We start from the raw sequence: 11,883 nt of genomic DNA, 5'->3' as shown, positions 1-11,883 counted from the left end.
GGGTCATAAAGGGTGCCATGGATGGCCCTGCCTTCGCCGCCTATGTACGCGAAGTTCTGGTGCCAGAAATTGAGCCCGGAACAGTCGTCATACTGGACAACTTGGCGACCCACAAAAACAAGGAGGCCGCAGATGCACTGCGGGCGCATGGATGCTGGTTCCTTTTCCTGCCGCCATACTCGCCTGACCTTAATCCCATCGAACAGGCATTCTCCAAGCTGAAAGCCCATCTTCGCCGGATCGGGGCTAGGACATTCACCGACGTGTTCGATGCCATCGGAAAAATCTGCGATCTATACGACCCTCAAGAATGCTGGAACTACTTCAAGGCCGCCGGATATGTTTCAGGTTAAAACAGAAACGCTTTAATCGGTGCTTAAGGGCGCAGGGCCTACACCGAAGGCTGGCGCAACAACGCGGCGGAGAGACGGTGGAATGACGCGACGCGAATGGCTGGCCTTAGCCTTGTCGGGGGCAGTGGTGTCGCAGCCATTGCGATGGGCGCCGGGTCCGGTCCATGCCAGCGCGCTGGGCGGGGCGGCGCAGGCGGGCGCGGCGGCCTCGCAAGCTTGCTTTCGCTTGGACGGGGTGGTCCATTGCAGCGCCGGGTTTCCCGTAACCCCCGTCATGCCGCCCGCGCCGTGCTCAGGCATGGCTTGGGCCAGTTGCCTAGCCTATCTGTTGCGCGGCTATGGCGCTGATCTGGATCATCGGTCGGTGGTGGCGCGCTATGGGCAGGGCGATGGCTGCGGGGGCGGACAGGCCCCGGCCTTGGCCGCGGCGGCAGGCCAGTGGCACGACGACCAAGGGCGCGGCTTCTTGGTGCAGATCACCGAGTTGCCGGCACTAGACGCCGCCGGTTCCGATCCCGCGGCAATCCCGGCAGTGCTGGCGCGGCTCAAACGTCAACCGCTGATCTGTGGCGCCGCCGCTCATCCCACCGTGTTGACCGAAGTGCGCACCGCGACCAGTCGCGGCGGTGCGGTGCGGATGGTCAGGGCCGATGTGCGCGATCCGCTGGCCGAAGGGCGCACCCGCCCCCTAAGCGCGGCCGAATTGCAGGTGCCGTTCTATGTTTTGGCCGTGTCGGTGCGGGTGCTGTGACGGCGCCGGTGCTTTAAATCAGGACTGCGCCGGCCGTTGATCAGCCATTAATAATGCGGTGGCCGTTGATCGGCCATCAGTAATGCGGTGGCCGTTGATCGGCCATCAGTAATGCGGTGGCCGTTGATCGGCCATCAGTAATGCGGTGGCCGTTGATCGGCCATCAGTAATGCGGTGGCCGTTGATCGGCCAACGGCACGGTGCCGCCTTCGGACAGTTCCTGCTCGGCGCCGCGTTGAAGCAGCATCTGGACCCGCCGGGTCAGGACGGTGATTTCGCCATCCTGCCGCGCCACCACATCCGACAGATCGCTGACCACGCGGTCGAGATAGGCCAGTTTTTCTTCCAGCCGGGTGACGGCCTCTTCAGTGCTGCTCATGTCGGGTCCTTGAAATAGCGGTCCATCAGCGCGGCCAGTTCCGGGTCGGGCACCAGCCCACCGGGAAATTCAAAGCGTTTGTTCTTCCAACCGGTGGAACAGCCCCGGCAATGGATGTGAGTGAACCGGGTCTGTTCGGTAAACACATTTTGCAAGATGCCGCCCACCTGATGCACATCCCACGGAAACAGCCGTCCGATCAGGCCGCCGGGGGCAATGCACCACTTGCGGTTGCATTTCGGGCTCGGTTCGCTGCGGAACCGGTGCGCACCATGGCCGATCGGCACCAGATCGGCGCTTTCGGGATAGCCCCAGAAGCCCTTGAAGGTGATCATGCCCATCGGGTTGCGCACCGCCGCGTCGAAAATGGTTTCGGGTTCTGGTCCGGTGACGATTTCGTCGATGTCGACGCTCAGCACCGCGCGGGCTTGGGCCAACGCATCGGACCGCGCCATATTCAGCACCGCCGATTGCAGGAACTTGGCGCCCTTTTCGCCGCGCCGCCGCCGCCCTCCCATAGAGCCATAGGGCAGGGGCACCGAATAGATCACCGCCTGTTTCAGCCCCTCGACCCCGGCCAAGGTCGCGGCAAGGTCCTCCAGCGGGTAGGCGGTGCTGCCATTGTCGATCAGCACAACGCCTTCTGCCCCGTGCCGCTGCACGTAATAGCGGGCCCAATCGCGGACCCACTCCAGATGGTTGTCCTTGTTCAGGGCGACAAGGCAGTTCAAGCCCTTAAAGCGGTCGGTTTGCGACGCCCGCGCAATCAGCGGATAGGTCTCCTCGCCGATGCGCACCTGCATTGCGCCGGGGGGGCCGGGAATGGTGATCTGCTCGGACCGCTTCCAGACCTTGCGCTTGATCCCCGGCACCGGGGCCCCATCGCGGCGCAAGCTGTCCTTGAACGGCGCCCACAGGTTCAGCAGCAACGGCGCGTTGATGACATGGCGGTTCAGCGCCGGTTGCCAGACGCAGTCATAGATCAGCGTGTTGCGGTCATATTGGTCCAGATAGACCGGATTCAGATGTTCCGGGCTGCGGGTGTAATCCCGCAGGACCCCGGCCTCGTCTTTCAGCCAGATATAAGGGACGGGAACGATGGCGCAGTCTGCCATGGCGGCACTCTCTCAACTAGGTTCATCCGTGATAGAGGAAGCCAACGACCGGGTAAACCATCCGGGCAGGGTCTGGCACCGGGTTGCCCCGCGCGGTGCCATCCGATAGAGCAACCGCGACTGCAACCGGTGGAACTGATATGGCCAAGAAACAAAAGACTCCAGGTCGTCCCAAGGCGGTGACCCCAAAGGGCTTCCGGGACTATTTTGGCGTCGAAGTGACGGCTCGCAAGGCCATGCTGGATCGCATTGCCGAGGTCTATCGCCTCTATGGCTTTGACCCGCTTGAAACCTCAGCGGTGGAAACTGTCGAGGCGCTGGGCAAGTTTCTGCCCGATGTCGACCGCCCGAATGAGGGGGTCTTTGCGTGGCAAGAGGAAGATCAGGATTGGCTTGCGCTGCGCTATGATCTGACCGCACCGCTGGCCCGGGTCTATGCCCAGTTCCGCAATGATCTGCCGACGCCCTACCGGCGCTATTCCATGGGGCCGGTCTGGCGCAATGAAAAGCCGGGTCCGGGGCGGTTCCGCCAATTCTATCAATGCGATGCCGATACCGTTGGTACCCCGACCGTCGCCGCCGATGCCGAGATTTGCGCCATGCTGTCGGACACGCTGGAAGCGGTGGGCATCGCCCGCGGCGACTATGTGGTCAAGGTGAACAACCGCAAGGTGCTGAACGGGGTGATGGAGGTCGCGGGCATCCTCGATCCCGCCGATCCCGACAAATTCGCAGCAGAGCGCGGCATCGTGCTGCGGGCCATCGACAAGCTGGACCGGCTGGGTCTGGACGGCGTCCGCGCCCTTCTGGGCGAAGGCCGTACCGATGCCAGTGGCGATGTGACCAAGGGCGCCGGGCTGTCCGGCGATCAGGCCGAGGTGGTGATGGGCTTCATGCAGGCCCGGCGCGACAGCGGCGCGGCCACCGTGGCCCGCCTGCGCGAACTGGTCTCGGCGTCCGAAACCGGCCGCACCGGCGTGGACGAATTGGAAACCATTGCCGATCTCGCCCTCGCGCAGGGTTATGGCCCCGACCGGATTGAGATTGACCCGGCAGTGGTTCGTGGCCTTGGCTATTACACCGGCCCGGTCTTCGAGTCCGAACTCACCTTCGAAATTCTCGACGACAAGGGGCGTCCGCGTCAGTTCGGCTCGGTCGCGGGCGGCGGGCGCTATGATGATCTGGTCAAGCGGTTCACCGGCCAAGAGGTCCCGGCCACCGGGGTGTCGATCGGTGTAGACCGTTTGCTGGCCGCGCTTCAAGCCAAGGGCCGGATCGAGGCCGAGGCCGCCGGTCCCGTGGTGGTCACGGTCATGGATCGCGCCCGGATGAGCGCGTATCAGGCCATGGCGGGCGAACTGCGTGCCGCAGGCATCCGCGCCGAGGTCTATCTGGGCAATCCGAAGAATTTCGGCAATCAGATGAAATATGCCGACCGGCGCGGCGCACCCGTGGCGGTGATCCAAGGCAGTGACGAGGCCGAGCGCGGCGTTGTCCAGCTCAAGGACCTGAAATTGGGGGCCGAGCTGGCGCAAGAGGCCACCCTAGAGGAATGGAAGGCGCAACCGGCGCAGCGCGAAGTGCCGCGCGCCGATCTGGTGGCCGAACTGCGCCGGATGCTGGATCGGACCTGACCTATGCCCAATTTGACTGACATCACCGCCGAAGCCGCGCGCCTGCGCAACGCATTTGAGGCAACTGGCGCCGCCGTGATCGAAGCGGCGATCCTGCAACCGGCTGACACGCTGCTGGACCTGTACGGCGAAGACATCCGGGCCCGGGCCTATGTCACCTCCGATCCGCTGCGCGGCGAGCAAATGTTGCGCCCGGATTTCACCGTTCCCGTGGTGCAGTTGCACATGGCAGGGCAGGTGGACCCGGCCCGCTATACTTATTCCGGCAAAGTCTTCCGCAAGCAGGAACATGACCCGCACCGGCCGAGCGAATATGTGCAGGTCGGCCTCGAGATTTTCGATGGCAGCGATCCCGAAGCCGCCGATGCCGATGTCTTCGCAACCTTCGCGCAATTGCTGCGCCCTTATGACGTCAAGCCGGTCACCGGCGATATCGGCATTTTGACGGCCGCGATCAATGGTCTGTCGACCTCGCCCGAACGGCGTGCCGCGCTGATGCGCCATGTGTGGCGTCCCCGCAGGTTCCGCGCATTGCTGGACCGCTTTGCCGGGACCGCACCGCAACCGACAGCTCGGACTGCGCTGCTCAAACGTCTGGCGGCGGGAAAGGATCCTCTGCGCGGCGTCGGCCCGCAAATCGGATTGCGCAGCGCCGCCGAAGTGCAAACCCGGCTTGATCTGTTGCAGGCCGATGCGGCGCTGCCGCCGCTGCCGTCCTCCGAGGTGGATCTGCTGGGGCAACTTATGACGCTGAAGGAACGGGCCCCCGCCGCACTGGAACATCTGCGCGACATCGCGGTCGATCTGCCCGCGATCCTTGGGGCGGTGCAGCGGCTTGACCGGCGGCTCGCGGCCTTGCGCGCACGGGATATTGATGTGGACAGCTTGGATTTCGAAGCCGCCTATGGCCGCACCACCATGGAATATTATGACGGGTTCGTGTTTGGCTTCTCGGCCCCCGGGCGCCGTGACTTGCCGCCAGTGGCCACAGGGGGCCGCTATGATGCCCTGACCCGTGTTTTGGGCAAAGGCCGCACCATTCCAGCGGTGGGCGGCGTGATTCGCCCCGAAGTGCTTCTGGCCGTGGCGCAAAACGCAGACCTGAACGAGGTCGGATCATGACGCTGAAACTGGGTGTGCCGTCCAAGGGGCGGTTGATGGACAAGACCTTTGACTGGTTTGGTCGGCGCGGAATCGGGCTGGAACGGACCGGGTCCGAACGGGAATATGCCGGGGCCGTCAGCGGCATTGACGGGGTTGAACTGGTGCTGCTGTCCGCGGGCGAGATTCCGCGCGAACTGGCGGCAGGGCGGATCCACCTTGGGGTGACCGGGTCTGATCTGGTCCGCGATAAGCTGGCGGTCTGGGATGATCAGGTGATCGAGGTCGATCCGATGGGCTTTGGCTTTGCCGATCTGGTGCTGGCCGTGCCATCCTGCTGGGTCGATGTGGATTGCGTGTCCGATCTGGATGCTGCCGCGGCTGCGTTTCGGAAGGTGCATGGCTTCCGCCTGCGGATTGCCACCAAATATCACCGCCTCGTGCGCGAATTCCTGCGCCGGGAAGGGGTGGCCGACTATCAGCTCGTCGACAGTCAGGGTGCCACCGAAGGCACGGTCAAGAACCTGACCGCCGAAGCCATCGCCGACATCACCTCGACTGGCGAGACGTTGCGCGCCAATCACCTGCGGGTGCTCTCCGACGGGCTGATCCACAAAAGTCAGGCGACGCTGTTCAAATCGCGCGCGGCGTGCTGGACGCCGGAAACCCGCGCCACCCTGAACACGCTCACCCACATCATTGACGCCGGGCGCGACTAAGGCCGCCCCGGCCCCACCTCGGGGCGCCCCGAGGCCGCGTCGGACAAACGGTCCGACGAAAGTCCGATAAAAGTCCGACGATTGTCCGACACCGGAATTTGGCCCTAAAGCACGCCGATATCGGCCAGCGCCGATTGCAGTTCTGGGGGCAGGGCGTCGTCGCTGTCGCGGCCCTCGCGCAGGTCCGGCGGGCTGTCCTCTGGTTTCAAATAGCGCCAGCCCTGAAACGGACGGCGCGGGCTGGCGGCGGTGCGGACCAGGTCCGAATCCAGCCGAATCCCGCAGCGCCGAATGCCGTCCTCGCGCACCACCTCGTCCAGTCCGATGATCCGCTGCCGGACCAGAATCGCGCCCTTGATCACCCAGTAAAGCGACCCGCCGGCCAACAGCTCATCTGATCGCTTCGGCCACATCCGCGTGACGTGGCGCGGGGCCGCGCCCGGGTCCAGCGCAGCCCTCTGATTTTGCCAGATAATCAGGTCTTCAACCTGATCTGCGCCGACACAGAGCTTTACCAGATTTATGTGCTTTTTCATTTTTACCCTCTCAGACCCTCTATATCTAGTTGAACTGAGGCGCATGGCAAGCTAGTTTGAACCTCTTGATTTTTGTTCCGAGGACCGAACCATGAGCCGCTTTACCACCCCGATCGCCGAAGCCATCTGGGACATGAAATACCGGTTCAAGGATGCCGATGGTGCCCCCATCGACGCCACTGTCGAAGACAGCTGGCGCCGCATCGCCACATCGTTGGCGTCGGTCGAGAAAAAGCCCTCGGACTGGGAAGAGACGTTCTATCAGGCGCTTGAGGATTTCAAATTCTTGCCCGCTGGACGCATCACCGCCGGGGCCGGGACGGAACGCTCGGTCACGCTGTTCAACTGCTTCGTTATGGGCACGGTCCCCGACAGCATGGGCGGTATCTTCGAGATGCTGAAAGAAGCCGCCCTCACCATGCAGCAAGGCGGCGGAATCGGCTATGATTTCTCCACCATCCGCCCCCGTGGCGCCCCCGTCCGCGGCGTGGCCGCCGACGCGTCCGGCCCGCTGTCCTTCATGGATGTCTGGGATGCCATGTGCCGCACCATCATGTCCGCTGGATCGCGCCGCGGCGCGATGATGGCGACCATGCGCTGTGATCATCCAGATGTAGAAGCCTTCATCACCGCAAAGTCGGACAGCGCCCGACTGCGCATGTTCAATCTCAGTGTTTTGGTGACGGACCCGTTCATGGCGGCGGTCAAGGCCGACAAGCCGTGGGATCTGGTGTTTAACGGCACGGTCTATCGCACGGTTCAGGCCCGGGATCTTTGGGACCGGATCATGCAGTCCACCTATGATTATGCCGAGCCCGGCGTGATCTTTATCGACCGGATCAATGACGCCAATAATCTGAATTACTGTGAGACGATCGCAGCAACGAACCCTTGCGGCGAGCAGCCTCTGCCGCCCTATGGTGCCTGCCTGCTGGGATCGATCAATTTGGCCAAACTGGTCTCGGATCCGTTCGAGGCGACGGCTGGGCTGAATGAAGACTCGCTTGACAAGTTGGTGCGCACCGCGGTGCGGATGATGGACAATGTCGTGGATGCCAGCCGGTTTCCTCTGGACGCGCAGGCCGCCGAGGCCCGGGCGAAGCGCCGGATCGGGCTTGGCGTGACTGGGCTGGCCGATGCGTTGTTGATGGTCGGGCAGCGCTATGGATCGGAAGAAGCGGCGCGTCAGACTGATCGCTGGTTGCATGCCATCGCGCGCGCCGCGTATCTGGCGTCGGTCGATCTGGCAGTCGAAAAGGGCGCTTTCCCACTGTTTGACGCCGAGGGCTATCTGGCCAGCGGCACCATGCAGGCGATGGATGACGACGTTCGGGCGGCAATTAAGACCCACGGTATTCGCAACGCGCTGCTGACCTCTATCGCGCCAACCGGCACGATCAGTCTTTACGCGGGCAACGTCTCGTCCGGGATCGAGCCGGTTTTTGCTTATAGCTATACGCGAAAAGTGCTGCAGAAAGACGGCTCGCGCACCGAGGAAGAGGTGGTCGATTACGCGGTGCAGATGTGGCGCGAAAAGTTCGGCGACGCGGTCCTTCCCGATTATTTCGTGAACGCCCAAACCCTTGCGCCGCTGGACCATGTTCGTATGCAGGCAGCCGCCCAGAAATGGGTGGACAGTTCGATCTCGAAAACCATCAACTGCCCGGAAGATATCAGCTTTAGTGATTTCAAAGAAGTCTACATGGCCGCTTGGGATCAGGGATGTAAGGGCTGTACAACCTATCGCCCGAACGATGTGACGGGATCGGTGTTGAGCGTTTCGGAACCGGCAGCACCTGCGAAATCTGAAGCGGACGCTGGGCCGACTGCGGCGCAGGTGCCGGATGCGGACATTGTCTACATGACCGAACCGCTTGATCGTCCGCAAGCGCTGGAAGGCGCGACGTATAAGTTGAAATGGCCCGACAGCGAACATGCGATTTATATCACCTTAAACGACATCGTCGTCAGTGGTCACCGGCGGCCATTTGAAATCTTTATCAATTCCAAGAACATGGAGCATTTCAGCTGGACCGTGGCGCTGACTCGTATGATCAGTGCCGTCTTCCGGCGCGGTGGCGACGTGTCCTTTGTGGTTGAAGAATTGAAAGCGGTCTTCGATCCCCGTGGTGGGGCATGGATGCAAGGCAAGTACGTTCCGTCGATCCTTGCGGCGATTGGTGGGGTCATCGAGCGCCACTTTGTCGAAATTGGCTTCATCGAAGGTGAGGGGCAGGGCCTGAAAAGTGATCCACATGCTGAGGTCAGCGTAATTCCTCAGAAGCGCGGCAAATCCTGTTCCAGTTGCGGCAGTTTTGAAATGCGCATGGTCGAAGGGTGTATGACGTGTGCGAACTGCGGGTTCTCAAAGTGCGGGTAGGGAGAAGCCTTGTTGAAGTCAGATTGTCAGTCACACCATGACTTTTCTGAACTTCACAGCATCTCTTTTCCTTAAGGATGTGAGTGGGGCAGGCATAACAGGGCGGGTTAATCCCAAAGGCCGTTGTCCCTCTGAGAACTGTTGTTTTGCGCGCAGAAGTGAACGTTTGGATGTCTGAGCGGTCAAAATGAGCTGAAGTTTTGACGATACCACGTGAGAGAAGTTAATTTTTTATATGGCAAGAGTGGGTTGTGCACCCGCTCTTGCTGTGACGTTGAATCGCTATTGAAATTGCCATGCTTATAAATTTCGATACCGGCCGATCCTAGCTTTAACGTGGTGAATAAGCTCCAGGACTATCCTAAGCGGGATAGTTGGCTCCTGTTTCCGTATTTGGGGGCGTTAAATTGCGACGAAGGGTTTGATTGAACAAGTCAGCAGGCGAACCTGAATTTATCCGCGCAATAGGCATTGCGAGCGCTCTCACGCAGATCAGTCGGCATTCGAAGCTGGGGGCCAGCGGCAAAACAGCTTTTTTTCAACTTCCGTCCACTCAAAGATGACATCGGTGCCTGGGCGAGCTGGAATTTGCGGTGCGCCTTCTAAACCGAAGGTTCTTACGAGCTTAGTTATGGCATAGTGGTTCAGACCAAGCCAATGTCGCAATGCAGATTTTGCGACAAACTTGGCATTGAACTCGTCTATGCTTGCCTGTGTCACAAAGATCTGGGGTAGACGCGTAAGTTTCTGAGGTGCCTCGAAGGATGATATTATTCCTGCACGCGCAAGACGCGCCCCCAGAGGAAGAGAAACGTGCGTCGCCTGTTTGAAATCCGTTAACGTGAGGCCTGGGGACGCCGAATATTCCAGAAGCGGTTTCACATCGGCAATCCTTACACGCAGGTCTGAATACATCATCCCGTTGGTCACTCGGCCGAGCTGGTTAAAACGACCGTTGCGCACCAAGTTAAGAATTTTTCCGGGCCGTATCTTCAGGCGTTGCGCCGCTTGGGCCAGTCCAACCCAATCATTGTCGTTAGTTGCGACCGGAATAGCGTTCTTAAGAAAGCTGTTGAGTAGAGCGCGCCCGGCACTTAGATCCCAGACCGGTTTCGCGCCAGTGCCATCCAGTTGGGGTTCAAAATAGCCGTCCTTGCGCAGAAGAGCGAACTGAGACCGGGATATACCAAGGGCAGTTTGAACGCTCTGCGCCCCAACGCTGTTGGCTAGGCCATCAATTAGTCCACGGCTTGCTGCAGCGTCAAAAAGTGTCTCATTGTCATCCGGGCGGTTGCCTGCCGGAGGCACCAACCCAGCCTGCGCTAGCAAGTTTCCAAGACGTCGCTGGTCAATTCCAGTTTCACGCGCGGCAGTTCTAATCGAATGCAGTTTGCGTGTCGTGACCGGCTCGCCGAACAAGTTATCGCCTGGTCCGAGCGGCCAATGGTTTATGATATGAGAGCGGATGAACTCGCGCAAAGTGGGCCGGGTGTTCTTGCTGCCTGGGGTACCTAAAATCGTGTAAAAGCTGTCCAGAACCTGCTTCGGTCCTGCCCGAGCAGACCCGAATTCTGCCTGTAAGCGCTCAAGTACTCGGGTGACCGGTGCGCCGCCTTTTGAGGCCGTCGCATAGCCTAGCTGAGTAATTCTCCAGAGGTTGTCCGGATCAGACGGGTCGAAATCTTGCGGTTCAACCTTCGTGACTGCTTCTCCCAACCAGGTGCAAAGGTCCGCAGCCTCTCCTGTTGCAAATCGGTGCAGCCAAGTCTGATCGGTGCGTCCGGATAAGCGGTTCTCCAGCCATATATCAAAGTCTGTCGCGGTCCTTTCCTGGCGATCAAACGTGCCGGTCAGGATATCGTCGGCCAATTCCGCAAGATGCAGACCAATGTCGAGGCGACGATGCTGGACCTTGTCTGACCAAAGGGTCACCAACGGAAGATTGTGTGTCAGGCAGAGCGAAACATGGCGCAACTGCCAGTGACCGTAGAACGACATTTGACCATGTGCCGAACCTTCCCCGGTCACAGCATGAGTGCGGAGGCAGGCAGGGCAGGCCCGCATCTGCCCGACCGAAAACGAAAGGCGAGAGAAGGTTTGTCCATTCATGTGAGCATTTTGCGCTGCGGGGCGTACCGGCGTCCAGCGCAGTAACGCGGCACAGGGTACGTTGCCAAAGGCCGCCAAACGCTCAATGGCGTCTTGCTTATTGTAGCAGACCCCGAAGAAATCAATGCCTAGGTCGCGGGCGAAATCGCGTGTTGTCACGCCGTTTCTATTTGCCAGTCGCGCCATAAAGGATGCCGGAATCTCACGGGCTCGCAGATCAACGTACAACGGAAGGGGGGATGGCTTACAGTTTTTCAATACGAATCCGGCCAAAATGATACTTGCCGAGATCGTTCCCCAGAAAATGGAGCCAGACAAGCGCAATGTGTTGTGGCGACTCGAACGGACCCTGCGGGCAGAGGTCATGACTTCGCTACGCGACACCTGGAAAGGGGGGCGGGATCCGGTCATTCGCTGCGGCGGGCATATCGAGCAAGTTTCGATGCGTTAGCAGTCATTCGACTGAGAATTCAGCTATACAAAAAGACGCTGCTGTGGCTGGTGATATCCTGCAACGTGTGCAACTTTGGATTGAGAGTGATTACCCCGTTTAATTTTGAGAAGTACAGATTTGAGTATTGAAGAATTCGTCCCAAAGACGGGAACAAGCATCGACAATCTTGGTTTTCTGTTTGGCGCTGGTACGTCATTTGAGTCAGGGTATCCGCTTGTCGCTGGGTGAACCGCGCCAGGTTTGCCGGAGGCTCCAACTCATGAGTAGGATGGAGCATCATGAACAAAACAACGAACAAATATTCACCTGAAGTGCGCGAACGTGCCGTGCGGATGGTTTTGGATGGCGCAGG

11 protein-coding genes are annotated in these 11,883 nt (G+C 60.3%); 6 read left to right on the top strand and 5 right to left on the bottom strand.

Annotation, left to right across the window (positions count from 1 at the left end; genetic code table 11):
- On the top strand, positions 1-353 hold a 353-nt coding region (locus BV911_RS17530; RefSeq protein WP_139840109.1), incomplete at its 5' end, for a transposase.
- An 82-nt stretch (positions 354-435) separates the two neighbouring features.
- Positions 436-1,104: a hypothetical protein gene (locus BV911_RS17525; RefSeq protein WP_086054879.1), complete on the top strand. Its 669-nt coding sequence runs from the start codon at positions 436-438 to the stop codon at positions 1,102-1,104.
- A 163-nt stretch (positions 1,105-1,267) separates the two neighbouring features.
- On the opposite strand, the gene BV911_RS17520 is transcribed toward BV911_RS17525, so the two are convergent.
- Positions 1,268-1,483, bottom strand: coding sequence for a SlyX family protein (locus BV911_RS17520; protein ID WP_086054878.1), 216 nt, complete (start codon positions 1,481-1,483; stop codon positions 1,268-1,270).
- A complete protein-coding gene (locus BV911_RS17515) occupies positions 1,480-2,598 on the bottom strand; it encodes a hypothetical protein (protein WP_086054877.1) in 1,119 nt (372 codons plus the stop codon). The genes BV911_RS17520 and BV911_RS17515 overlap by 4 nt, the downstream gene beginning before the upstream one ends.
- Before the next feature lie 140 nt (positions 2,599-2,738).
- Here BV911_RS17515 and hisS point away from each other — a divergent pair, with 140 nt between their 5' ends.
- From hisS to hisG, 3 genes are read left to right on the top strand one after another with little or no spacing between them, the layout of a single operon-like run.
- Complete coding sequence (gene hisS, locus BV911_RS17510; protein WP_086054876.1) at positions 2,739-4,232, top strand: histidine--tRNA ligase; 1,494 nt, start codon at positions 2,739-2,741, stop codon at positions 4,230-4,232.
- Between the two features lie 3 nt (positions 4,233-4,235).
- The gene (locus BV911_RS17505) at positions 4,236-5,354 is read left to right on the top strand and encodes an ATP phosphoribosyltransferase regulatory subunit (protein ID WP_086054875.1); all 1,119 of its coding nucleotides are present in this window, start codon (positions 4,236-4,238) and stop codon (positions 5,352-5,354) included.
- A complete protein-coding gene (gene hisG / locus BV911_RS17500; RefSeq protein ID WP_086054874.1) occupies positions 5,351-6,052 on the top strand; it encodes an ATP phosphoribosyltransferase in 702 nt (233 codons plus the stop codon). Before BV911_RS17505 ends, hisG begins: the two co-directional genes overlap by 4 nt.
- A gap of 104 nt (positions 6,053-6,156) precedes the next feature.
- Here the strand turns inward: hisG and BV911_RS17495 are convergent, their stop codons facing one another.
- Positions 6,157-6,588 (bottom strand): DUF1489 family protein, encoded by a 432-nt coding sequence (locus tag BV911_RS17495; RefSeq protein WP_086054873.1) that lies wholly within the window; start codon positions 6,586-6,588, stop codon positions 6,157-6,159.
- Between the two features lie 91 nt (positions 6,589-6,679).
- Here BV911_RS17495 and BV911_RS17490 point away from each other — a divergent pair, with 91 nt between their 5' ends.
- Complete coding sequence (locus BV911_RS17490; RefSeq protein WP_086054872.1) at positions 6,680-8,968, top strand: adenosylcobalamin-dependent ribonucleoside-diphosphate reductase; 2,289 nt, start codon at positions 6,680-6,682, stop codon at positions 8,966-8,968.
- Positions 8,969-9,460: 492 nt separating this feature from the next.
- Here the strand turns inward: BV911_RS17490 and BV911_RS17485 are convergent, their stop codons facing one another.
- Entirely contained in the window at positions 9,461-11,443 is a 1,983-nt protein-coding gene (locus BV911_RS17485) for a TniQ family protein (protein ID WP_168184128.1), read from the bottom strand.
- Positions 11,444-11,547: 104 nt separating this feature from the next.
- On the bottom strand, positions 11,548-11,883 hold a 336-nt coding region (locus BV911_RS19825; RefSeq protein ID WP_205963892.1), incomplete at its 5' end, for a hypothetical protein.

Origin of the sequence: Pseudoruegeria sp. SK021, from assembly GCF_002119405.1 — a bacterium.
GTDB lineage: Bacteria > Pseudomonadota > Alphaproteobacteria > Rhodobacterales > Rhodobacteraceae > Meridianimarinicoccus.
Note: the sequence above shows the minus strand (reverse complement) of the source record. Positions and strands in the feature narration are given on the sequence as shown.

Coding starts and splice junctions, on each gene's coding strand:
- BV911_RS17525 (WP_086054879.1), top strand. CDS start 436: ATGACGCGACGCGAATGGCTGGCCTTAGCCTTGTCGGGGGCAGTGGTG.
- BV911_RS17520 (WP_086054878.1), bottom strand. CDS start 1,483: ATGAGCAGCACTGAAGAGGCCGTCACCCGGCTGGAAGAAAAACTGGCC.
- BV911_RS17515 (WP_086054877.1), bottom strand. CDS start 2,598: ATGGCAGACTGCGCCATCGTTCCCGTCCCTTATATCTGGCTGAAAGAC.
- hisS (WP_086054876.1), top strand. CDS start 2,739: ATGGCCAAGAAACAAAAGACTCCAGGTCGTCCCAAGGCGGTGACCCCA.
- BV911_RS17505 (WP_086054875.1), top strand. CDS start 4,236: ATGCCCAATTTGACTGACATCACCGCCGAAGCCGCGCGCCTGCGCAAC.
- hisG (WP_086054874.1), top strand. CDS start 5,351: ATGACGCTGAAACTGGGTGTGCCGTCCAAGGGGCGGTTGATGGACAAG.
- BV911_RS17495 (WP_086054873.1), bottom strand. CDS start 6,588: ATGAAAAAGCACATAAATCTGGTAAAGCTCTGTGTCGGCGCAGATCAG.
- BV911_RS17490 (WP_086054872.1), top strand. CDS start 6,680: ATGAGCCGCTTTACCACCCCGATCGCCGAAGCCATCTGGGACATGAAA.
- BV911_RS17485 (WP_168184128.1), bottom strand. CDS start 11,443: ATGACCTCTGCCCGCAGGGTCCGTTCGAGTCGCCACAACACATTGCGC.